The organism is Stenotrophomonas sp. YJH_SMC_105-26 (assembly GCF_059368915.1).
The window spans coordinates 1-22808 of the sequence record NZ_JCAFSD010000001.1; the positions used below are offsets into that span (position 1 = coordinate 1).

Annotated in this window: 25 protein-coding genes; 10 read left to right on the forward strand and 15 right to left on the reverse strand. The window is 64.4% G+C overall.

Translation table 11 applies throughout. The features are described 5' to 3' along the window. The 13 genes from AC5P7F_RS00005 to AC5P7F_RS00065 all read right to left on the reverse strand — a co-directional run. The coding region (locus AC5P7F_RS00005) for a TrbL/VirB6 family protein (protein WP_495204142.1) at nucleotides 1-666 on the reverse strand (666 nt) is incomplete at its 3' end. A gap of 83 nt (nucleotides 667-749) precedes the next feature. Continuing rightward, nucleotides 750-1565, reverse strand: coding sequence for a hypothetical protein (locus AC5P7F_RS00010; protein WP_053495377.1), 816 nt, complete (start codon nucleotides 1563-1565; stop codon nucleotides 750-752). Between the two features lie 52 nt (nucleotides 1566-1617). Then, nucleotides 1618-4065 (reverse strand): VirB4 family type IV secretion/conjugal transfer ATPase, encoded by a 2448-nt coding sequence (locus AC5P7F_RS00015; RefSeq protein WP_164077063.1) that lies wholly within the window; start codon nucleotides 4063-4065, stop codon nucleotides 1618-1620. An 81-nt stretch (nucleotides 4066-4146) separates the two neighbouring features. Then, nucleotides 4147-4455: a VirB3 family type IV secretion system protein gene (locus AC5P7F_RS00020; RefSeq protein WP_019660289.1), complete on the reverse strand. Its 309-nt coding sequence runs from the start codon at nucleotides 4453-4455 to the stop codon at nucleotides 4147-4149. Continuing rightward, nucleotides 4448-4855 carry a TrbC/VirB2 family protein gene (locus AC5P7F_RS00025; RefSeq protein ID WP_046431329.1) on the reverse strand — a complete coding sequence of 136 codons (408 nt, stop codon included), beginning with the start codon at nucleotides 4853-4855 and terminating at the stop codon, nucleotides 4448-4450. Before AC5P7F_RS00025 ends, AC5P7F_RS00020 begins: the two co-directional genes overlap by 8 nt. Before the next feature lie 73 nt (nucleotides 4856-4928). After that, complete coding sequence (locus AC5P7F_RS00030) at nucleotides 4929-5912, reverse strand: lytic transglycosylase domain-containing protein (protein WP_069118279.1); 984 nt, start codon at nucleotides 5910-5912, stop codon at nucleotides 4929-4931. Nucleotides 5913-5915: 3 nt separating this feature from the next. Further along, nucleotides 5916-6959: a P-type DNA transfer ATPase VirB11 gene (virB11, locus tag AC5P7F_RS00035; RefSeq protein WP_164077064.1), complete on the reverse strand. Its 1044-nt coding sequence runs from the start codon at nucleotides 6957-6959 to the stop codon at nucleotides 5916-5918. A 14-nt stretch (nucleotides 6960-6973) separates the two neighbouring features. Next, the gene (locus AC5P7F_RS00040) at nucleotides 6974-8245 is read right to left on the reverse strand and encodes a TrbI/VirB10 family protein (protein WP_049442499.1); all 1272 of its coding nucleotides are present in this window, start codon (nucleotides 8243-8245) and stop codon (nucleotides 6974-6976) included. Continuing rightward, the gene (locus AC5P7F_RS00045) at nucleotides 8242-9021 is read right to left on the reverse strand and encodes a TrbG/VirB9 family P-type conjugative transfer protein (protein WP_014037652.1); all 780 of its coding nucleotides are present in this window, start codon (nucleotides 9019-9021) and stop codon (nucleotides 8242-8244) included. The genes AC5P7F_RS00040 and AC5P7F_RS00045 overlap by 4 nt, the downstream gene beginning before the upstream one ends. After that, complete coding sequence (locus tag AC5P7F_RS00050; protein WP_049408147.1) at nucleotides 9018-10073, reverse strand: VirB8 family type IV secretion system protein; 1056 nt, start codon at nucleotides 10071-10073, stop codon at nucleotides 9018-9020. The genes AC5P7F_RS00045 and AC5P7F_RS00050 overlap by 4 nt, the downstream gene beginning before the upstream one ends. Nucleotides 10074-10162: 89 nt before the next feature. Next, nucleotides 10163-10609, reverse strand: a complete 447-nt coding sequence (locus AC5P7F_RS00055; protein ID WP_032957008.1) for a hypothetical protein — start codon at nucleotides 10607-10609, stop codon at nucleotides 10163-10165. Between the two features lie 424 nt (nucleotides 10610-11033). Continuing rightward, nucleotides 11034-12713, reverse strand: coding sequence for a type IV secretory system conjugative DNA transfer family protein (locus AC5P7F_RS00060; protein WP_164077065.1), 1680 nt, complete (start codon nucleotides 12711-12713; stop codon nucleotides 11034-11036). A gap of 35 nt (nucleotides 12714-12748) precedes the next feature. Next, on the reverse strand, nucleotides 12749-13006 hold the full coding sequence (locus AC5P7F_RS00065) for a hypothetical protein (protein WP_014647581.1): 258 nt from the start codon (nucleotides 13004-13006) through the stop codon (nucleotides 12749-12751). A gap of 64 nt (nucleotides 13007-13070) precedes the next feature. Here AC5P7F_RS00065 and AC5P7F_RS00070 point away from each other — a divergent pair, with 64 nt between their 5' ends. Further along, nucleotides 13071-13556 (forward strand): phosphohydrolase, encoded by a 486-nt coding sequence (locus AC5P7F_RS00070; RefSeq protein WP_239510477.1) that lies wholly within the window; start codon nucleotides 13071-13073, stop codon nucleotides 13554-13556. A 127-nt stretch (nucleotides 13557-13683) separates the two neighbouring features. Continuing rightward, nucleotides 13684-14895, forward strand: coding sequence for an MFS transporter (locus AC5P7F_RS00075; RefSeq protein ID WP_142234929.1), 1212 nt, complete (start codon nucleotides 13684-13686; stop codon nucleotides 14893-14895). Between the two features lie 16 nt (nucleotides 14896-14911). Here the strand turns inward: AC5P7F_RS00075 and AC5P7F_RS00080 are convergent, their stop codons facing one another. Then, nucleotides 14912-15391 (reverse strand): MerR family transcriptional regulator, encoded by a 480-nt coding sequence (locus AC5P7F_RS00080; protein WP_481462421.1) that lies wholly within the window; start codon nucleotides 15389-15391, stop codon nucleotides 14912-14914. Between the two features lie 89 nt (nucleotides 15392-15480). On the opposite strand from AC5P7F_RS00080, the gene AC5P7F_RS00085 reads away from it, so the two are divergent. From AC5P7F_RS00085 to AC5P7F_RS00115, 7 genes are all read left to right on the forward strand, one after another. Then, nucleotides 15481-16719, forward strand: coding sequence for an oxidoreductase (locus AC5P7F_RS00085; RefSeq protein ID WP_164077066.1), 1239 nt, complete (start codon nucleotides 15481-15483; stop codon nucleotides 16717-16719). 92 nt (nucleotides 16720-16811) lie between these two features. Continuing rightward, entirely contained in the window at nucleotides 16812-17288 is a 477-nt protein-coding gene (locus tag AC5P7F_RS00090; RefSeq protein WP_014647586.1) for a hypothetical protein, read from the forward strand. A gap of 103 nt (nucleotides 17289-17391) precedes the next feature. Continuing rightward, complete coding sequence (locus tag AC5P7F_RS00095) at nucleotides 17392-17661, forward strand: hypothetical protein (protein ID WP_014647587.1); 270 nt, start codon at nucleotides 17392-17394, stop codon at nucleotides 17659-17661. 126 nt (nucleotides 17662-17787) lie between these two features. Then, on the forward strand, nucleotides 17788-18033 hold the full coding sequence (locus AC5P7F_RS00100) for a hypothetical protein (RefSeq protein ID WP_032957423.1): 246 nt from the start codon (nucleotides 17788-17790) through the stop codon (nucleotides 18031-18033). Nucleotides 18034-18147: 114 nt separating this feature from the next. Continuing rightward, on the forward strand, nucleotides 18148-18396 hold the full coding sequence (locus AC5P7F_RS00105) for a hypothetical protein (protein WP_014647589.1): 249 nt from the start codon (nucleotides 18148-18150) through the stop codon (nucleotides 18394-18396). 16 nt (nucleotides 18397-18412) lie between these two features. Then, nucleotides 18413-18589, forward strand: a complete 177-nt coding sequence (locus AC5P7F_RS00110) for a hypothetical protein (RefSeq protein WP_172980598.1) — start codon at nucleotides 18413-18415, stop codon at nucleotides 18587-18589. Nucleotides 18590-18774: 185 nt separating this feature from the next. Continuing rightward, the gene (locus AC5P7F_RS00115) at nucleotides 18775-20478 is read left to right on the forward strand and encodes an ATP-binding protein (protein ID WP_041864224.1); all 1704 of its coding nucleotides are present in this window, start codon (nucleotides 18775-18777) and stop codon (nucleotides 20476-20478) included. A 7-nt stretch (nucleotides 20479-20485) separates the two neighbouring features. Here AC5P7F_RS00115 and AC5P7F_RS00120 read toward each other — a convergent pair whose 3' ends face one another. Beyond that, nucleotides 20486-22009: an FAD-dependent monooxygenase gene (locus AC5P7F_RS00120; RefSeq protein ID WP_049408532.1), complete on the reverse strand. Its 1524-nt coding sequence runs from the start codon at nucleotides 22007-22009 to the stop codon at nucleotides 20486-20488. 82 nt (nucleotides 22010-22091) lie between these two features. Here AC5P7F_RS00120 and AC5P7F_RS00125 point away from each other — a divergent pair, with 82 nt between their 5' ends. After that, a complete protein-coding gene (locus tag AC5P7F_RS00125) occupies nucleotides 22092-22736 on the forward strand; it encodes a TetR/AcrR family transcriptional regulator (RefSeq protein ID WP_046431363.1) in 645 nt (214 codons plus the stop codon). The last annotated feature ends 72 nt before the right edge of the window (nucleotides 22737-22808 follow it).

Here is a 22808-nt window from a genome sequence, read left to right on the forward strand (position 1 = left end):
CAGCTGCTTGGTCTGGTCGAACAGCAGACACAGAATGAACAAGGGACCCAGGCCGATGAACAGCGCCAGCGCGACCTCGTAGAGCAGCAACATCGCACCAGCGGTGACGGCCGGACCGCCCGTGCCCATGCCGATGAACCAAAGCGCCCGCGTCTTGTCCGCCTGCAACCCTGGATCATTCAGGATCTTGATGCCATCAATGCTCGACAGCGCCACCTGCATCCACGCCAGGCTCTTGTCGATCTGGTCTTCCGGCTGCTGGTCCTTGCCGGTCACCACGTGGGTGATCAGGCCTTTGACGTCCTCGTTGAGGAATTTCTGCAGGTTGCTGCCGAACATCGCCATGCTGGTGGCAACACTCACAATCAACGCCGCGCGCGCCATATTGGTCACCAGCACCATCATGGAGTCGCGACTGCGGCCGGTGACGATCCGGAAGCCCTGGATCAGTACCCACAGCGTCATCAGCACCAGGGCAATGCCACCGACCCAGGACATCATGCGCCCCATCAGGTCGATGCCGTAGTCACTGATCCTGTCGCGCAGGTAATCCATGATCAGCTTGAAGAAGACGAAATCGCCGATCGACTGGACACGCACAGCGTAGCCCAGCAGATCCTGCAATCCGCCTGAGAAATCAAAGTTGGCCAGCCACCTGATCGTCATTTCCACAATCCCTTGGTAATTCCGTTACTGCATGAAATGCCGCATTGCTTTGCAGCGCATGTCTACGTATTAGCGGCCTGCGATCACTTGACGCTGAGCGCGGCCTTCAGTGCGGTGGTCTTGACCATGTCGCTGATCAGCTGCTTGGTCGGGTCCCCCTTCAATGCGGCCTGCGCCACCACCTTCTGGTTGGCCTCCATGACCTCGATATAGGCATCATAGGATTTCATCCGTGCTTCCCAGCTCTGGGCAAGTGCGGCAATGTCATTGGCGGTGCGGAGCGATTCGCTGTCGGCACCCTGCACGGTGCCCTGATCGTTGTTGGTCAGGCGGATCTTGAGGATGCGGGTCAAGGAGTTGTTGATGCGCGGAACGGTCTGGGTCAGGAAATCGATCGCGTCGTTGTACTTGCGGTTCTGCATCATCCGGATGTTGACGCAGATCTGCATCTGCTGCTCCTTCACATCCGCCTGCGGATTGAACACGAACACCTTGAAGGCGGACTCCAGGCTGAAGTCCAGCGCCTTGCCGCAGGTTTCGGCAACCAGATAGTTCGGTGCCACCGGCACCAACGGCGCGCTGTCGGGCATGCCGAAGCTGTTCACCGCCGCCTGCACCTGGATCAGCGCCTGGCGATACTGCTCCAGCGTGCGGATCCAGCGGGTGTTCTGCTCGACGTACTCGGCCGCGTCCTGCGCTTTGGCCGCGTAGACGGTCGCCTCGGTCTTGTAGGTGTTGATCTGATTGAGCAGGTGCTGGATGAGGCTGGTACCGGTCTCCTGCACGGGAATCCAGGCGCTGACATTGCCGGTGCCGAGCGCCATCACGGCTGCCACGGTCATCGCTGCAAGACGGGGCGCGCGGCGGCGGGGCGAGGAAGCTTGCTTGGTATTGTTCATATCAGTCTCCATTGATCGGAACTCGTAGTCTTCGGGCAGGCCGTCTCGCGGATCAGGTAACAGTGTCGCGCGCTGCGGCAGCCGCCTTGCCCGAGCCCTTTCGATTCTTGTAGAAATCTTCAAGCCACTGTTCCGGCGTCAGCTCATCCACCGTCACCCGTGCGCGTACCGCAGCTGTCTGCAATACCCGATGCATGATGTCGATGTTGTCAGTGGACGCCGAGATCACCGACAGAATGTCATCCATGCCGCGCAGGTTGAGCTGGCACACACTGGACGCGTGACCCTGCTTGACCAGGAAGCAGCGCGAGCGCTCGTCCAGGGCAGTGACCACCTTGAACTCGGCCTCGGTCAGTTTCAGGCCGTCCATGTAGTCGCTCTTGCTGGCGTTCGGGTTCGGCAGCAGGATCAACGTGGCAGTCTGCTCGATCAGCGCTGCCGAGATGTCGCTCTTCAGCGCGTCCTCCGGGCTCTGCGTCGCGAAGATGCCCAGGCCATTCTGCTTACGAATGGTCTTCTGCTTGTTCTTCGCGAACTCCTTCAGGCCACCTTCGCCATCCAGGATCTTCCAGAATTCGTCCATCACGTAGATCAGAGGACGACCATCGATCAGCGACTCCAGGCGGTGCAGCAGGTAATTGATGACCGGCACGCGCACTTCGGGATTGTCGATGATGTCGGTGTAGTCGAAGCCGATGATATTGGCCTTGCTCAGATCAACGGTGTCGACCGGATTGTCGAATACCCAGCCCAGCGAATTGCCCGAGGTCCAGCGGCGCATGCGCGCGTAGAGCCCATCGTCGCCCATGTTGGGCAGGCTCTTCTGGAAGTTGGTCATGCTGCGCAGGTGCATCGGCGTATCGAGCATGCTTTCCACCGCGCGGTAGATGTCCTCTTCCTCGCGCGCACTGTACTCACGCTTGCCGGCCAGCACCTTGATCAGGTCGGCCAGGAACTGCACGTTGGCTTCGTTGTTCTCGCACTGGAACGGGTTGAAACCGGTCGGCGCGCCGTTCTCCAGGGCCAGATAGTTGCCACCGCAGGCGCGCACGAAGATCTCCGCACCACGATCCTTGTCGAAGAAGAAGATGGTCGGTGACGGCTCGTACTTCTGAACCTGGCTGAGCAGGAAGTTGATCAGCGCGGTCTTACCGGTACCGGACTTACCAATCACCATGGTATTGGCGATCGCCTTCTCCCCCAGCGAGTTTTCCGACGGATGGGTCGCGTGGAAATTGAAGTAGTACGGCTGGCCGTTGGTGGTCTGCAGCGTGGTGACGCAGTCGCCCCACGGGTTGTTGTGCTGCTTGCCGGTGGCGAAGTTGTGCAGCGGCGACAGGCCCAGGAAGTTCAGCGAGCTGACATTGGCCAGGCGGGTACGATAGCGCCAGTTGCCCGGCAGCTGCGAATAGAAGGACGAGGTGACCGCAAGGTCTTCCTTGGTCGACACGAAGCCGGCGTTGGACAGCTCGGCGCGGGTCGATGCGACGTTCTGCGACAGCTTGGCCTGGGTGTCACCGTAGACCGCCATGATGAAGTGGTATTCACCCAGCACGAAGTTGCCGGACGACAGCTGATCCATGGCCTGGTCGAGCTCGACGATCTGGCTGACCGCCTTGTCGCCGGAGGAGATCATCATGCCCTTGGTGCGATCAAGCACCTTCAGCGCGTCCTGCCGCCCCATCGGGCTGAACGAATGGGTGATGACGTACTCGTAGTCGAGGTACTTCAGGCCGTTGAGGATGCCCGGGTAAGTGCCCTCGGCATACTCCTTGATGTTCAGAATGGCGCCGAAGTGGTTGGCACCATTGGGGGTATTGATCGCGAAATCGCCGGTCTTGGCCGAGAACATATGGCGGCTGACAGGCAGGTAGTCCTTGATCGGTGCCGACAGCACCGGCACCGGCTCGTCGATGCGATTGATCAGGTAACCGAACAGCTCCAGCGTTTCCGAGAACACCACGCCGTTCTTGGCCTCGTACATTCCCAAGCGGTATGGCGCATAGTCCCGGATGACGGCCTCGACGTTGCCGGCCAGCTCCATCAGCTTTTCGACCGCCTGCTCCTGCTCGGCGCGCAGCTTGTCCACATTCGCCGACTTCTCTACGAAGCGCTTACCCGCCACCACGGGGCGGTAGATCATGGTCAGGTACAGCTCGTTCTGCATGATGCGCTGTGAGGACAACATGCCCATGTACTGATCGGACACATCCTGGTTGAAGCGCTGCTTGTAGTTGCTCTTGCCCTTCAGGGTGCGGCGACGACGGATGTCGTGCACCCAGAAGGCGACGTTGACGAAATCCGGCGCGCGCAGCGTCTGCAGCAGGCGGTTGAACGTGTTGTGGCGATGTTCGAGCTCCCACTCCTCGCGGCCGACGAACGGCAGCCCTTCCAGATGCCAGGTCAGCAGGTAATCGCCGCCCGTGGTCTTGACCACGTTCGGAGCGACATGCGACGACAACGGAATGAACTCACTGATGGAGGTGTCAGGGCTGAACATACGACTGCTTCCAAAGAGGTAGTGCCAAGGAGTTACAAAAGACCCGGCGGGCGCAGACGCCCGCCAGGCCGGATCCGGACCTCAATCCATTCGGGCCGGCTTGTCGCGGTAATGGTTGGGGTTGAATACCCACATGCCATCGTGTTCCTGCACGTTGCGGACTTTCAGCTTGAACATCAGGCGCAGGCCCAACAGGCGGAAGATCATTTCGTCACGCTTGGCCATCTGCCGCATGATGAAGACCGCCACCGGAATGGTGAGCAGGAACCAGAAGTTCGTGTACATGCTGAGCAGCAGCAACCCACCTGCCACCATGAAAAATGGCAGGTAGGGGACGCCCAGGAACATCGCTGGGCGCGTGCAGCCGCGGAACACGACGTTCTTATGCACTGTAGTACTGGATCACGTGGTTGATCAGGTAGGAGGTGCTGGTGCCACCACCGCACTTGCCGTCGCTGCCCTCGCCCAGCAGCATGCGCGCAATCTGGCCGGCGGCACCGATCAGCACGCCACCGATCAGGATCGGCGCGACGTCACCGATGCGCTTGTGCGCGAAGGCGATCTGGTAGCCGGCGAAGATCACCGCAATGGTCACGACGGCGATCGAGGCCATGTTCAGCAGGCCGTTGATGTTGGAGAAGAAACCGCAGACCTTCTTGTCGGTGCCGCCGAAGTCGGTGCCGGTTGCGAACACCTGCGGGGCGAACAGTGCGCCAACGAAGATCGTGGCCATCAGCAGGGTCTTCAGCGTGCGCTGGGCCTGGACGAGGTCGAGATTGGATCGCTTCATGGATTGATTTCCTTGTTGATGGACTAACACAACTGAATCGGCCAGCCGGGGGACTGGCCGCACCACGACTTCGTCAGAACACGAAGGCCGCATCCCCTGCGGGAATCTGCTGCACCGGTGCGGCCTGCACCGGCGCGTTGTACGAATTGTCGGTACCGGCCACAGGCTGGTTACGCTCGCTCCAGGGGCGCAACATCACCGGCCCTTCGTTGCCGGCGCCAGCCGCGCCCGGCAATTGCTGCGGCATGGCCATCGCCTGTGCGGGGCCCTGCTGTGGCAGCTGCTGCGGCATGCCGCCGGCCTGCTGCTGCGGATAGGCGCCCGCCTGGGCCGGCTGCGCCTGCGGCTGCATCATCCGATCCACCGAACCCAGTACCACCTTGGACAGTGCCTGGTCGGCGATGTTCAGGAGGCTGCCCCGCGCCATCGCCCCGGTGGACGGGTACACGACATAGGCGCGTGCGGGATCTTCCGACGGCACGTACACGGGGCCATTGGATTGAGCAACGATGCGCGCCTGCGCCGGCGAAGCCAGCTGCGGGTGATGCTCGACCTTCACCGCGCGGCGCTCCCCCCGACTGACCACGTCGATCGGTGCGACACCATTACTGGCGACCTGCTGTCCGCGGCGGATCGAGTCGTAGATCTTCTGCACGTAGCCATGACGGAAGCCGGTCTCGAAGTTGCCCGAGTAGTAGCAGCTGAACGACTTGCCCCAGTCACCACCGGAGCGCTTGTAGCACTCGGCGAGGATGCGCGAACCGGCCTGCAGGTTCGGGCACTGCTGGAAGGCCTTCTCGTAGGAATCCAGGCCGTACTTGCCCAGGTTGTAGCGATTGACCTGGGCCAGCCCGATCGAGAAGTTGTAGCCCTTCTCTTCCAGCATGCGCACCGTCGCCAGTGCTTCATCCAAGGCCTTGGGCTGGCGCACCAGTGCACCGCCAACCACGCCGATCGCGTAGGGATTGCGCGACGATTCGACGTTGATGACGTGCTGCATCACATCCATCGACACGGCCATCTCCGGGCACGCCATCATTTCCAGTCCTGGCAGCATCCTTCAGCCCCCCTGCCCCTGGGCACGCCCAGGATTGAAGTCGATGCCGGTGATGTAGCGCGAGCCGGCATGCGCCTTGATATGCACGACGATGTCGATGGTCATCATCAACAGTCGCTTGATCACGTTGAATTCCAGGCCCGAACCTTCGGTCGAGGCCTTCACCATCAGCGCCAACTGGTCCCAGGTCTGCTCCGGGCTGCCCGCATGGCAGCTGGTGATCGAACCCGGATGACCGGACGCGCAGTTGCGGATGAAGTAGAACGCCTCGTCACCGCGCAGCTCGGCCAGGATGATGCGTTCGGGCTTCATGCGCAGGCAGGCTTCCATGCAGCTCTTGGCGCTGACATTGCTGGTGCTTTGTCCACCCTTGGAATACAACAGGTGCACGACGTTGGGCTGGGTCAGAAACAGTTCGCGCGCGTCCTCGATCGTGACCAGGCGCTCGTTGTCCGGGATATGGTTGACCAAGGCCTTCATGAAGGTGGTCTTGCCGCTACCGGTCGCACCGGATACCACGATGTTCTTGCGGTACATCACCGCACGCCGGAAGAACTCGGCGTACTCGCGCGAATGGCGCAGCTCCAGCAGCTCGCGATCCTGTTCGCTGATGCTGCCATCACTCTCCAGGATCTGGTTGAAGAAGCCGTCTTCGTGATACTGGCTGAGCGACTTGGTGTGCTTGGACGGCAGACGGATGGTGATCGACACCTTGCCTGCATCACATGCCGGCGGAATCACGAACTGCGCACGCTGGCCAGTGGGGAACGTGAGCGACACGACCGGATCGGCATCGGTGATGCGCTGGCCGGTGTTGCTCTCGTTCACCACCGCCGTGCAGAACTGCCGGGCCCGCTCGAAGGTCAGGCTCGGCACGTCCACCCGCTGCCACCCCGCCCGGGTTTCCAGGTACAGCTCACCGGGACGGTTGATGCAGATTTCCGTCACTTCCGGAGACGTCATGTACTCGGCGATGCCCAGCACTTCGTACTGATAGCGCAGGAAATCGCTGGAGACGAGGGCGAGGGGTGACACTTCGGCGTCCATGATCGTTCGTTGGGTTACCGGCGGGGGTGCAGCACGTTGGTGAAGTCGACGTCCTTGGCGACGTAGACGTTCACGATCGTGCCCTGGTTGATGGTGACGGTCGGCGGACGACGGTTGCTGCTGAGTGCCTCGTTGGCCAGGCGCTCCATCGTGCGTGCGGTAGCACTCTCATAGGGCGACTGCACCGTCATGCCGTTATTGGCGATGGTGGTGGTCTCCGGACCGTGTTCGGCGGCTGCGTACTTGAAGGCATCGGAAATCAGGCTGATCATCAGCGCCGAGGCGATACGGCTGCCCCAGTGCGCGCTGTACTGGCCCGGATGACCGGCGCCACCCAGCTGATCCACGCCCGGGCTGGACATCGCAACGTCGATGCCATTCGGAGTGGTGATGCGATCCCAGATCACTTCCACGCGCTTGCCCATCGGACCGCCGCCGTAGGCGCCATAGATCTTGGAGCCCTTCGGCAGCAGCAGGTTGCGACCGTTGATCGAGTACACCGGCTCGGTCAGCAGGCACGAGGTATAGCCGGCGAGATCGGTGATGATTCGGGTTTCCAACACGCAACGCAGGTAGGTGCCACGCACCAGCAGCGCGTCGGGGCTCTGGATGTAGGTGGCGCTGGAGACATCCTCGACGTCCGGGCCGCGGCGAACCTTTGCCGGCGCCGCCTGATTGTTGGGCAGCTGGGCCAGCATGGCACGGGTGTACTCATCCATGCCGCGGCCGCCATTGCTCCCGTTGCCATCCTGTCCATCACCACCACCCACCCCGCTCCCGGAGCCGATGCGGCGGTCCAGCAAAGTCGGGCCACGGTCCATCTCGCGCGCCGAATCGGACTGGGGAACGAACAGCGGGGTGGAATCCAGCGGCGGCGGCGGTAGCGGCGGCGTCATCGGAATCGGATCAACCGGTTGCATGGCCTGGGAGGGCACCGGACTCGTCTGCACGGCGTCCGGCAGAGTCGGCGTAGACACGCGCGCAACGTCCGGCACCTTCTGCACAGCGTCCTTGTCATCCTGGCCCTTGCGGAACAGCAGGAAACCCATGGCCACCAGCAGCACCACGATGCCGCCCAGGAACAGCAGCGCCTTGCGGTTCAGCCGCTGCTCTTCGGCCGAGCGCAGCTGCGGCGCGGCCGCATCCAGATCCGGCGCAGGCTCTGCCTGGGTCGTGCCGAAGTACGGGTTCGACTGCGCGTCCGAAGCACCCTGTGCGCCGTACGGGCTCTGGCTCTCGTCGCGTCCGTTGTTCGGGTCGTTTCCGGGAGTGTTCTGCTGGCTCATTTCTTCACGTTCCTTCGCAGGCCGACGACGAAGTCGCCGTGGCGGATGACCAGGTACGGGTGTGTCCCGTGCACGATCAGCGTATTGCCTTCAACCGTGGTGTTGACCACGAAGTCTTCACCGTATTCTGTTTCACGACCAAACACCGCCGGGAAGATGCCGGTCTTGTACTCCGGCGAATTCGGCAGTTTCAGGTAGGTGAAACGACCATCGTCATAGGCGTTGACCGGGATCAGCCACCCCATCTTCTTCGCCTTGCTGGTCGAATAGGAGTAGTTGAAGTTGTACTGGCGGTCCTTGGCCAGTTCCGAGCTCAACAACGGCTTGGCCTCTTCCTCGACCGCTTCCTGGGCGACGCCGAACACGGTGTCGTTCGGATAGACGAAGGCGATCTTGTACTGCACACCGGCACGACGGGCCTGTTCCAGCTGGCGCCAGTCGGTGGCCACCACCTTCAGCTCGAAGATGTAGGAATGGGTCTCGGTGCGCACCATCATGTTGGTGTCGACGTCGACGTTCTTCGGCTTGAGGTAGAACACATTCTCGCGACGGGTCAGTTCCCAGCCGCTGCTGAAGCCGGTGCTGTAGTCGAGGATCTTCTCGTTCGGGCTCAACTCGATCTGGGTGGTCAGGCCCAGGCCGGTGCGAACCGGATAGATACGGTCCTTCTCGTACTCGTAGTGGTCAACCGCCTGCGCCATCGCCGCTGCTGAGAACAGCAACGACAACATCGACAGCAGCGCCAGCGCGCTTCCCCTGATATTTCGACTACTCATCGGTTGCTTGCTCCATCAGCAGTTCCGGTGGAATTGTTCTGCGCCGGCCTCATGGCCGGCTGTCCGGGCATGGCCTGCCCCGGCATTGCTTGCCCCTGCACCGGCTGACCCGGCATGGGTTGGCCCTGTACCGGCTGGCCCGGCATTGCCTGGCCCGGCACCTGGCCGTTGACCGGAGCCGCGACCGGCTGGCCGGTGGCCGGATCGATCATCGTGGCCGCCGCAGGATTATTGGGATCGTAGACACCCTGTGCCTGCTGCGCGGCCTGCGCGGCCTGCTGCGCCTGTGCCTGCATGGCGCCGTCATCCGGCACCGGCACGCCACGCGAGTAGTCGTTGTCGACGCGGTACTCGGTGACCTGGAACGCCAGTGGGTTCAGGATGCGATCCTGTTCGGACAGCGCCAGGTTCTGGTTGTAGCTGAAGCGCATCGTCACCAGCTGGTTGTCCAGGTAGGTAGAGACGCCGGTGCGCTTGTCCAGCAGGCTGCGCTGTATGCGCACCGAAGCGCCGCGGAAGCTGCCGTTCGGCTCGGCCCCCAGTGGCGTGATGCTGAGGATCTTGACCCGGATGGCGCGCTCGCGACCGTACATCACGAACGGGTTCTGCGGATTGTTGCCCGCATAGCGGACACGCATGGACTGCGCCACCGGATCGGTGGACATCACGAACACCAGTTCCCAGTCACGCAGGCCCATCACCGCCGAGTCATACGATTCGCGCGCGAGCACGTACTGGGCGACGTTGCTGCGATTGATCGCTTCGTTGGTGGTGATCGTCTCGCCCTGGAACGTGCCACTCAACCGCGCGACGGTCGCCGTACCCGTGTAGGCATCGGCCATGACCAGGAACGGCACCTTTTCCTTCAGCGGCAGCATGTAGTAGTAGCCGCCCGCCAGTGCGAGCGACATCAGCAACGAGCCTGTGGCGACCCACCACGCACGCCGCTCGCTGCGGCGCGCCATGTCGGCCACGGTGATCTCGTAGCTGACCGCCTTGGCGACCGACTGCTCGACCTTGGGACTATTGCCGGGATCCTTCTTGCGGAACATGGATTCTTCCGTACTGCTGAAACATCAATGGGCGTGGCACCCCTGCGACAGGCGCGGGGAGCAGCACGTTCGATGATTTCGAGGTGGACTCAGGTGCCGCTGTTGGAATCAGCGCCCTGTGCCGACGCGGTCGGCGTCGAGCCAGCGCTCTGCACAACGATCTGGTTGCCAACGATGGAGACGGAGATGCCCTGCGCTGCATAGGCCGCTGTCAGATCGATCACGGCCTGCTGAGCGTTGGTGGTGTCGATGCTGGAGACCGCGCCGTACAGGGTGAAGTCCGAGCTCAGGCGGTAATCCAGCGTACGTCCGGAATCCTTGGCCCAGCGCTCGAGCATGGCTTTGAGCGTGCCATCCATCGGCGAGGCCTGGTAGACGTAGCTGGAGTACAGCGGGATCTCGGTGGGTGCCGCAGCAAAGCGGTTGACCGGCTTCCAGCGGCCTCCGAAATCGGGAGCGGACTTGGTGGCGCAACCGGCCACCATCAACGCCGCCACTGCGGCGATGGACATTTTCGCGATAAACGCCTGATTCATACGGGCTTCACTTTGACGTACGAAAAAGCAGTCCCGAGCATTGGCCCCCTGGTCGTCCGGCGCTGCGTCGCGCACGCCGGAATCGGAGCGACGCACTGACTGGCAGCACACCTGCTCCGGCTCCCCTGCAGCCAACGGCTGCCAACCAAGTCGCGGGGCCGCCAGACACTGCCGACGACACACCCGCATACCTCACCAACGTCGAAACCATCCTTGTTTCATGGCACAAACTCCTGGCCACCCTGCTCTACAACATCTGCCATCCATCACACATTTCTGAACGACATGCACAGGGTCGCACAACCACGCGTCAATTCCATGTCAGACAAGTCGGAAAATCCATGAACAAATGCCAAATTCTTGACCGAAATCACGAATTCACATTCTTAACTACGAATGGTGATCACAAATTCAGCGACGTGAATTAGACGTTCAGCATCGGAACGTCCACCTTCGGCAGCAACCTCGAGGTGAAGTAGCGATCCTTGTAGTACCGGATCTTGTCGCACTTCACCGGGTGAGGTATCCCCTCGTACAGGAACACCTCCATGTCCGGCCCCATCGCCTTCAGCTCCTGCGGCAGCATCAGCGCGCGCCGTTCCTCGGTGAAGTTGTGGGTCTTCTCGCGGGCATGGGTGACGTTCTTCCTGCGCACCGTGGTGTAGCCCAGCATGTCCGAGTAGTCGTTGGCATCCTGCTGTTCGCGCGGCGCGTACAGGATCTGCAGCGCGTGGTTGGTGATGATCGTGCGAGAGACTTCCCGGCCGTAGGTGGCGTCGAGTTGGGACATGCTCTGGATGATCGGCAGCAGGCGGATGTTGTAGCCGGCCATGTAGGAGACCGCCGAGGCGATGATCTCCACTTTGCCGATCGAGGTGAATTCGTCCATCAGCAGCAGGCACTGGTACTTCAGGTCCGGGTTGGACTTGGGCAGTTCCTTGGTGTTGAGGTTGATCAGCTGGCTGAAGAACAGGTTGATGATCAGCCGGCTCTCGGCCAGCTTGTTGGGCTGGATGCCGATGTAGATGGTCATCTTCTTCTTGCGGACGTCGGTCAGCAGGAAGTCGTTGCTGCTGGTGGCCTTGTCCAGCACCGGGTTGATCCAGGGATTGAGCGGCTCCTTGAAGGTGCCCAGGATCGAGGCGAAGGTCTCATCGGCCTGCGACAGCATGTTGGCGAACGCCGAACGGGCATTGGCACTGAGGAACGGTCGCTCCGACAGGGTCTTGAGGTACTTCTTCAGGTCGGTGCCGTCGCCGGAGGACAGACGGTACACCGCACCGAGCGTGGGCGTGCCGGCGCCGCCCGGGAAACCGCTGCTGCGCTCGTCGTCCCAGTTCTCGAACAGGTACAGGGTAAAGGCCATGAACGCGTTGCGTGCCTGGCTGACCCAGAACTTCTGGTCCTCGGCCCCGTCTGGGTACAGCATCGCGGCGATGCTCATCAGGTCCGACACCCGGAAGGCCGGATCGTCGGAGACGTAGCTGAGCGGGTTCCAGCGGTGCGTACGCCGGTCCTCGGCGAAGGGGTTGAACAGGTAGATCTCCTGGCCCTGGCTGGCGCGCCAGCCGCTGGTCAGGTCGAAGTTCTCCTGCTTGATGTCCAGCACCACCAGCGATTCGCCGTACTCCAGCAGGTTCGGGATGACCACGCCCACGCCCTTGCCCGAGCGGGTGGGCGCGGCCAGGATCACGAACTGCTGGCCATCCAGGCGCACCAGCTTGCCGCCATGGCTGCCGACCACGATGCTCTGGCCGGTCTTCTTGAACATGCCGTGCTTGGCCAGGTCGGCACCGGTGGCGAAGCGCGCGTCGCCGTGCAGCGAGAGCTTGTCCTTCTTCAGCAGCAGCACCAGGCCGGCCACCAGCAGCACCAGCAGGGGCAGGCCGAAGCCTACGTAGCCCGCCCATTTGATCTTGCCCACGAAAGGCGCGACCTGCGGTTGGCCGATGGCGTGGACGTACTGGTAGTAGGTGTTCCAGGTGAACAGCTGGGTGTCCAGCCCCAGGAACAGCAAGGTCAAGTAGCCGGAGAACACGAAACCAAGCAACAGGGTCGCCAGCGTGATGATGGCGATGAGCAGATACTTCTTACTGGGCAACACCCGAATCCTCCATGATGCGCACGCGGCGCGACGGCCTAGCGGTGGCGCCAGCGCGACGCCTTCTTCCGCAGGTGGTTCTCGTTTTCCAGCCCGGGCTCCTCGCCCTCTTCACGCACCAGTTGCAGCAAGCGTTGGCGCGCTTCGGCCAGTGATATCAGGTCGGTCAGACGATCCCCATCGTCGGCGACGACCGCATGGCCGACCACATCGCCGGGAGCGTACACCGGCTCGTGGGACACCGCTACCAGCTGGTAGCGGCCACGGGTTTCCAGCACATGCCTGAATTCCTGCATCGCACTCCTCCTAGTCGGGGCAACACTGCGCCCCCTGCCCCGCCATCATGCCGGTGGCAGCGTCATGGGCGCATCCACAACCGCTGCGGCTTCTGCGCGAAACTGTGCGCGGATATCCAAGGAGACCGCAACGGACTGGGTAGCACTTGCCCGCACGCTGGCCACCGAGGCCCACGCGGGGCAGATCGACAAGGCCGGCCAGCCTTACATCGGCCATGTGGCGCGGGTGGCGGCTGCGGTGTGCGGCGACGATGACGCCGAAGTGGTGGCCTGGCTGCATGACGTGGCCGAGGACTGCCCGGCGTTTGCCGCGCGGATCGAGGTATTTCCCGCACCGCTGCGCGAGGCGGTGCAACTGCTCAACCGCGATGCAGCACCCGACGCGGACAGCTACTACGCGCGCATTGCCGCCCACCCGCTGGCACTGAAAGTGAAGCGCGCCGATCTGGATGACAACGCCGATCCGCAGCGGCTGGCGATGCTCGATGCGGCGACGGCCGCGCGCCTGCACGGAAAGTACGCTCATGCCCGGGCGGCGCTGGGCATCTGAGCCGGGCGCGACGAGGCGCGGCGGGCCGGCGTGTCACCGATCAAACGCTGATTTACCCTGAGTGCTGCTGCTCCTGCTGCAGTGCAGCAGTACAATGGGCGGCTCCCGCCCCCCATCGCGCCCCCGCATGAGCCCCAACTCTTCCCTGGCTGCGCGGCTGACGCCCCGCCAGCGCACCCTGATCATCCTCGCCCTTTCACTGGGTGGCTTCGCCATCGGCACCAGCGAGTTCGCCAGCATGGGCCTGATGCTGGAGATCAGCCGCGGCCTGTCGATTTCCGAAACCCAGGTCGGGCATCTGATCAGCGCCTATGCCATCGGCGTGGTGGTCGGCGCCCCGATCCTCGCCTTCGTCGGCGCCAGCTGCCCGCGCCGCAAGCTGCTGCTGGCACTGATGGGCTTCTACGCGGTCGGCAACCTGGCCAGCGCGCTGGCACCGAACTACGGCACGATGCTGGTGGCGCGCTTCGTTGCCGGCCTGCCGCATGGCGCCTACTTCGGCGTGGCGATGCTGGTGGCCGCGGCGATCAGTCCCGCAGGCCAGCGCGGCCAGGCGATGTCACGCGTGCTGCTGGGCCTGTCGATCGCGATCCTGGTCGGCAACCCGCTGACGACCTGGCTGGGTCAGCAGCTGAGCTGGCGCACCGCCTTTGCCCTGGTCAGCGTGCTGGCCATCGCCACCGTGGCGATGATCGCGCGCTTCCTGCTGCCGGACCCGGATGAAGTACGCACCTCGCCGATGCGCGAGCTGCGCGCCTTCAACACGTCCCAGGTGTGGCTGGCGCTGGCGATCGGCGCGGTCGGCTTCGCCGGCATGTTCTGCGTGTTCACCTACCTGGCACCGACCCTGGTGCAGGTCACCGGCGTGGCCGAATCGTGGATGCCGCTGGCGGTGGGCGTGTTCGGCATCGGCGCGATCATCGGCAACATCGCCGGTGGCTGGCTGGTGGACAAGTTCCACTTCAAGGCCGCCGCCGTGGTGCTGCTGTGGTCGATCGTGATGCTGCTGCTGTATCCGCTGGCCGCACAGTCGGTGTGGACCATCGGCCCGATGATCATCACTGTCGGCACCATGGGCGCACTGGCGGCGGTGCTGCAGACCCGCCTGATGGACGTGGCCGGTGAGGCGCAGACGCTGGCGGCGGCCTCCAACCACGCCGCTTTCAATACTGCCAACGCACTCGGCCCGTGGCTGGGCGGCATGGCAATCAGCGCCGGCTTCAGTCCGGCCAGTACCGGCTATGTCGGCGCGGCTACCGCGATCGGCGGCCTGCTGCTGTGGTGCGTGGCGGTGATGCTGGACAAGAAGCGCAGGACCGCCGTCGCCGGCAGTCACTGAACATTGCGCCGGATCGTCAGTCGCTGCCTCTGCGGCGACGGCGATCTGGTCGCAGCAACGCTGTATCGCCGGCCACCAGGGTCGGCCGCGCCAGCTCACCGCGCTTCACACGGTCCAGCACCCGCCGCGAATTGGCTGCACAGTCGATGCCGTCCGGCCGCGCCTGGATGTCCTCGATCAGGGCCAGCAGATGCGCCCGGCTCTCTGCCAGCCGCAGCTGCAACGCTTCGATGTCAGCCACCTTCTGCTGCAGCATCGTGATCAACGCATCATGCTGCCACTGGCCCATGTCCGGTGGCAGCAGGGCGCGGATCTCTTCCAGGCTGAAGCCTGCACGCTGCGCGCCCGTGATCAACTCCAGCAACAGCACCGCCTGTTCCGGATAGTCGCGGTAGCCATTGGCCTGGCGCTGCGCCACCAGCAGCCCCGCGTCTTCATAGAAGCGAATGCGCGACGCCGCGAGGCCCGTGAGGCGGGCCAGCTCACCGATCTTCATCTGCCTGAATCCTCGCCATGGGAGCCTGTTGACCTTCAATAAAACTTGAAGGTTAGCGTAGCGCCATTCCCCTGTCCTGGAGCTGTCCGATGTCGCTGTTCTCGCCCCTGGCACTACCCTCCGGTGCCATCATCCGCAACCGCATTGCCAAGGCCGCGATGGAGGAAAACATGGCCGACGCCGACCACGCGCCGTCCGCTGCACTGCTGCAGCTCTACCAGCGTTGGGCCAATGGCGGCGCAGGACTGATCATCACCGGCAACGTGATGGTCGATGGCCGCGCCATGACCGGCCCCGGCGGCGTGGTGCTGGAAGACGACCGCCACCTTGACCGCTTCATCGCCTGGGCCGAAACGGCACGCTCACGGGGCGCGCAGATGTGGATGCAGATCAACCATCCCGGGCGGCAGATGCCGGCCGCACTTGGCCAACCGGCACTCGCGCCGTCAGCCGTCGCCCTGGAGATGGGCGCGCTGTCCAGGCAGTTCGCACCGCCGCGGGCGATGACCGAGGCGGACATCGAAGAGGTGATCGCCCGCTTCATCCGCAGCGCCGAGCTGGCCGAGCGCGCCGGGTTCAGTGGCGTGCAGATCCATGCCGCGCACGGTTACCTGCTCAGCCAGTTCCTGTCGCCGCTGTCCAATCGCCGCGACGACCGCTGGGGCGGCAGCCTGCACAACCGTGCGCGCCCGCTGCTGGAGATCGTGCAGGGGGTGCGCGCCACCGTGTCGCCCACGTTCGCGGTGGCCGTGAAGCTCAATTCCGCCGATTTCCAGCGCGGTGGCTTCTCGCCCGAGGATGCGCGCGCAGTGGTGGAAATGCTGGCGCCGCTCGGCGTGGACCTGGTCGAACTGTCCGGTGGCAGCTACGAAGCACCGGCCATGACCGGTGCCGCGCGCGACCAGCGCAGCCTGGCCCGCGAGGCCTACTTCCTTGAGTTCGCGCGTGAGATCGCCACGGTGGCAACCATGCCGCTGATGGTCACCGGTGGCATCCGCCGTCGCGCCGTGGCCGATCAGGTACTTGACAGCGGTGTGGCCATGGTCGGCGTCGCCACCGCGCTGGCGATCGAGCCGGATCTGCCCCACCGCTGGCAGCAGGGCCGCGACCCGGCGCCGGCACTGCGCACCATCGACTGGCGCAGCAAACCGTTGGCCGCCAGCGCACACATGGCCGCAGTGAAGTACCAGTTGACGCGGCTGAGCAGGCTCCGGCCCACGGCGCCGGGTGTTTCGCCCGTCTGGGCACTGCTGCTGGCACAGGCGGCCGCAAAGTGCCGGACCCGCCGCTACCGGCGCTGGATCGGTGCACGCGCAGGAGGATACTGAGCGGGCAGGCTTCTCATCACCGAATCGATGCTTCACCATCTGCACGATCGGCGGCAGCCCGTCGCCGGTCGCAACACGCAGAAGGAACCCTCGTGGCAGCAGGACCAACCAGGAACCACGAAAAGCTGCTCGATGACCTGCTCTCACTGGGCCGCAACTGGGCGCTGGCCATTGCCATCGCAGGTGCCGGAGCTGCGGTCCATTACAGCGAGTCGGTCTACGAAGCAGGCATCTGGCGCGACCTGCTGCCCACGCTCTGCTTCCTGGTCGCCATCGTCTGGATCGTGCTCAGCATCATCCGCTTCGACCTGACCATCCAGCAGCACTTCGAGCGGAAATTGTCACGCTGGCTCAGCCGTCTGCTGTATGTCGTGCTGCTTGGCACCGGCATCACTGCCGTGTTCTTCGTCACCGAACTGGCGGACAACAATCACATCGCGCGGATGTGCGACTCGGTGGCCAATGAACCCGGCAGCCGCATCCACAGGTCGGCCGAGTGCCAGCGGCTGTACCAGCATCGCGCGGCGTACCGGCAGCGCCTGGAATCGGCCGAGGGTGAGTTCGACTGAACGGGCTTCATCGCGGTCTTCGCGCGCGATGAACACATTTCGTGGATGTGCATTTGGGCACAGTGCAGCCGACGCCGCGCTCTCGGCCCGTACCGGACCCGCAATGCCCCCCCATCGCGCACCTGCCCGCCATGATGCCATCGCCTTGCAGGCCGGCATGCTGGGCAGCGTGTTGGGCGTGGCGCTGTTCAAGGCCATCGCACTGTCTGCGTTGGCGACGGGTTCGATGATGGGTATCGGGCTATGGGTGATGGCCTGCGCGCTGCTGGCAGCGTGGGCGCTCGCAGCCTATCTGGCCTGCCTGGCACTGAGCCGGCGCGTGTTCGTGCTGATGCTGGTGCTGTGCACGGTACTGGTGATCTGCATCGCCTGACGCCGGCAGGGACCGGACTATCGCGCATCTGTTATAGAATAACAAGTGCGGCTGGTCCGATTGTGCATGCCCGGTGTCACGGATTTGAATTCCATGGCCATCCCGGCATCACCCGAGGCCCCCCACATGAACCTGCAGCCCCCGCTCCGCGTGACCCTCATTGCCATCGCCCTCGCATCGCTCAGCGCCTGCGCCACCTATGACGACAGCAACATGCATCAAGCCTGCCAGGAGTCGCCGCACCTGAAGGACCTGCCGCCCGAGGTCGCTGCCCGCGAGAGCCGCTGCAACAAGGGCATGGAAGTGTGGTCGAGCGAGCGCAAGGGCAGTGACAAGCCGCTGGACCTGAGCGGAAAGAAGAACAATCCCTGACGAAGGTGCGCGCCCGGTTGCCGCGCCTGTCTTGATCGCGCCCATGCATCCGGCTGACTGCTCCATCACAGCCGGCGCGCGACGATGAGGTCTCCCCACCCTGTCGAGACTCAGATGCCGGACACTGCCCACCCTGTCATTCGCGCGTTCGAGGCCGTGTTCGATCTATCAGGCAGCGTGCAGCGCATCACTGCGCTCACGGTCACCTGCCGGCATTGCTCGTCGACCAGCTCTGCCAGCGAAGACAACCTGGTGCAACTTCCTGGCGGGGCGTTGTTCCGTTGTGACGGGTGCGGCTGCCATCAACCGGTCAGCCACGCCCGCCTGTCGGACTGGCAACCGGCGTCGTTGCTGGGTATCTGAGGGCCGCCACGTGGAAATGACTGCGGAACAGCGGAAAATACTCCAGGCAATCGCCGCTGCAGAGCCGGTGCGCGGCGATGCCGCAACGTGGGCGGTGACCGCCGGATGGGCGGTACAGGCGGAAGACGGGGATATCGATCTGACCGAGGCTGGCCGGGATGTGCTCACCGCGCAGGCAGGTCGTAAGGGCTAGACCCGCCGATCAGGCCAGCTTCGCCTCCCTTCGCGCTGCGCCGCGATAGCGGCAACCTGCTGAACAAAGGGTGCATCCCTGCCACGTCAACGGCGAAGTGGCGAGGCCCTTCATGCCGACGGTGTGCAGGGCGTCATGACATGCGCTCGGCTATGCTGCGCCACCTCCCTGCGCCAATGGCGGCCATGCATCCTTTTCCCCTGCCAGTCTCCGCACCTGATCAGCTCGCCTACCGACTGCTGCAGGACAGTGACTGGGCCCGCTCGGCCACTGCCGCAAGCGCACCTGCCGAACTTCGCACCTTGCTGGCGATGATCCTGGATTCGCCGGAACCCCTGTGGCTTGCCTGGGGCAAGGAAGACAAGGCGTTCTTCTTCAATGATGCCTATCTGCCGATGCTGGGGGAAAAGCTGCACGGCGCGATGGGCAACCGTCTGGAGGATGTCTGGGCGGACGTATGGCCGGACGTGGTGCATGCCGTCGACGACGCCTTTGCCGGCACCAGCCGCAGCTTCAAGAACCTGCCATTGATGATGGATCGCGACGGCACGCTGCGCGAAACATTCTGGACGTTTTCCTATTCACCGCTGCGCGTCGGCTGCGGCAGTGTCGCCGGTATCCTGTGCGTGGTCAGCGAGCAGACCGAACGGGTGATCGAGCGCGACCTGCACAGCCGCCAGGTCGCGGCGATCACCGAGCAGGCGCGGGAGGCCCATCTGGAACTGGTGCGCGCCCGCGAGCAGCTGCGCCAGTCGCAGAAGCTGGAGGCGATCGGCCAGCTCACCGGCGGTGTGGCCCACGACTTCAACAACCTGCTGCAGGTCATCACCGGTTCGGTGGACATGCTCCTGCACACGTGGCCGTCAGACGACACCCGGCGCCGCTACATCCAGGCCATTGCCACAGCCTCGGACCGCGCCACCAAGCTGACCGCGCAACTGCTTGCGTTCTCGCGTCGCCAGAGCCTGTCACCGGAGGTCTTCGATCTCTGCGAGAGCGTGCACGCGCTTTCGGACATCATCACCACGGTACTGGGTGCACGCATCCAGGTGTCGTTGACGTTGCCCGGCACGCCGTTGCCGGTGCTGCTGGACCGGACCCAGCTGGACACTGCATTGATCAACATCGCGGTCAACGCGCGCGATGCGATCGAGGGACACGGCAGGGTGACCATCGAGGTGGAGCAGGTAACCGCCGTGCCTTCGGTGCGCTTCGCCGCGCCGATGAAGGGCGACTTCGCCGCGATCAGCGTGACCGACACCGGAGCAGGCATCGACCCCGCCGTCGTCGACCGCATCTTCGAGCCCTTCTTCACCACCAAGAGCGTCGGCGCCGGAACCGGCCTCGGCCTCAGCCAGGTGTTCGGCTTCGTCAAGCAGTCGGAAGGCGAGGTGGACGTGCAGAGCCAGGCGGGCGCCGGTACCCGCTTCACCCTGTACCTGCCGCTGGCGCAGGCGAGAGAAATGACGGAACGGCCGGCGACGCTACCGGGGCTGCAGCATGGTCACGGTGTCTGCGTGCTGGTTGTGGAAGACAACGTCGATGTGGCCGAATTTGCCGTCGGCGCCCTGCGCGAGCTCGATTACAACGTGGTACTTGCGCACAATGCGGACGAGGCCCTGGCGGAGCTCGAACGGGATGCCTCCCGCTTCGATGTAGTGTTCAGCGACGTAGTGATGCCTGGCATGAACGGCCTGGATCTGGCCCGTACCATCCGCAGCCGCCTGCCTGGGCTTCCAGTGATCCTTACCAGCGGCTACAGCGAACTGCTGGCCCGGGACCCTGGCCATGGCTTCACCCTGCTGCGCAAGCCTTACTCATTGAAGCAGCTGGCCTCGGTGATGACCGAAGCCGGGCGCTGCGCGCAGGCCGTGGTGGCGTCGCCCTAGCGGGCGGTCACCGCAGCGAACCGAACCAGCGTTCCAGCGAAGGCTCCAGCCCCGACGTGTCACCGCCAGCATCGCAGGCCCAGGCGACGATACCGTCGGGGCGGACCAGCACGGCGCCCAGTCCCAGCGTGTCGCGCGCCGTGGACATCACGCAGGTGACCGACCGCTGCCAGCGCTCAATGATCGGACCGAGCGAATCGCCGGTATCGAGCCCCAGCAGCACGCCCTGCCCTGCACGCAGCAGCTCTCCCATCCGACGGTCATCAGCCAGTTGAACGTCCGGTGCGCTTCGGCCAACCCGCGGATGGCTGCCGTCGAGCACCGGTGGCGGTGCCACACCCCACAGCCGCTCGGCGAGATAGGTGGCACCGTCGCGGGTCGCGGCTAGGTCGGCGATGACCGCCGCCAGCGCGCGCGACCCGGGGCCTGGCCGCATCAACGCCACCTGCGCACGTGACCAGTCGAGCACCTGGGCGCCGATCGGATGGCGCTCAGCCTGATAGCTGTCCAACAGCGACTCTGCCACATCACCTCGCACCACCGCGGCCAGCTTCCACCCCAGGTTCATCGCATCGCCGATGCCGAGGTTCAGCCCCTGCCCGCCCAACGGCGAATGCATGTGCGCGGCATCACCGGCCAACAGCACGCGGCCGCTGCGATAGGCCGTGGCCTGGCGCGCGGCATCGGTCCATGTGGTGGCCAGATGCAACGCCGTGATCGTTGCCTCTCGCCCGGACACACGCCGCAGCAGCGCCTGGGCGGTGTGCCGGTCCAGCGGCGTGCGATGGCCGGCGCCACCGTCGAAATCGGCCAGCGCCAGCATGCCCGGCGGATTGAAATTGCACATGCCGTGTTCGGTGAACTGACGCCCCGGGACGAGCACCGACGGGTCCGCCAGTTCGACCTGCAGCGTGTGCCCGGTGAACTCCGGCGCCGTCCCTGCGAACACGAACCCCGATTGCTTGCGTACCGTGCTGCGGGCGCCATCGCAACCGACCAGCCAGCGGCCCCGCATCAGCCCGCGACCGGTCTGGACCACCATCTGTGCTTCGCGTGCGTGCACCGCCTGCACCGTGCAGCCACGCTCGATCTGTACACCCAGTGACACCGCACGCTCGGCCAGCACCGCCTCCAGCGACTGCAGCTCGACCGCCATCTGGGTGGGCACCGGCGTCGGCAGGCGATGGCGCCAGCGCGCACTGTCCACGTTGTCCAGCGCAAAAGGAATGCCGGCGAAGTGGCCGCCCAGCGGCCGCGGTTGCGCCAGCCAATGGGCGGTGCCGGGCGGCGGTGCGCCGTTGTCCGGCTTCAGCACCTGACTGGCGGCAACCGCATCCAGCAGGCCACGTCGATCCAGGGCCTCCAGGGTGGGCGCGTTCAAGCCGCGCAAGCCAAAGGGCAGGCGTTTCAAGGGTGTCTCGGGCGACGCTGCCTGCTCCAGCAACAGGACCGAACAGCCGGCCTGGGCCAGCTCGCAGGACAGGAACAGGCCGACCGGGCCGGCCCCGGCGATGACGACGTCGTACAACATGGGATTTCCCTGTGAGCGCCGGGCCTGCGCTCTGGCGACGCCAATGTTACACTCGGTGTACGTTTCCACAAGTGAACCGCCCATGATCCCGCCCCGGGGCCGCCGCGAGCAGCGCAAGACCGAGACCCGACAGACCATTTCGGACGTCGCCACCGAACTGATCATCCGCCGCGGCTTCGAAGCCGTGTCCATGTCCGAGATTGCCAATGCGGCGGGGGTCTCGCGCAAGACGGTCTTCAATTATTTCGCCAGCAAGGAAGACCTGGTGTTCGACCGCGATGAGGAGGCCCGGACCCTGCTTCGCGAAGGCATGGCGGCGCGCCGTGGCATGGCCCCGCTGGCCGCCTTCCAATCGCTGGTGCGGGAGCTGCTGGACAGCGGCCATCCGCTGTTACGGATCAACTCCGGTGCAGCGGCCTTCTGGGCAACCGTGGCCGACAGTCCGGTGCTGGTGGCGCACGCGCGACGGCTGCAGGCACAGCTGGCCGACGACCTGGCCCAGCTGATGGCCGACGCAGCCGGTCGGCCCGCGCAGGACGCGGAGGCACGCCTGGGCGCAGCCATGCTGCTGGCGTCGATGGTGGCCGCCTATGAGAGTGGACTGGCCAGCCAGCAGAGGGGCGAGGATCCGCGCCAAGCGATGCTGCAGCTGATCGTGCGCGGTGGCACCGGCGTGCTGGTGGCCTTGGCCGGCACCCCATATACCGACCCGGGCCTGCGTCCATAGCGCAATCAGGGGATAGGTCACGAAGCGTTGCAAATGCCAATCTTTCTCATTTGCAGCCCATCCCGACCCCCT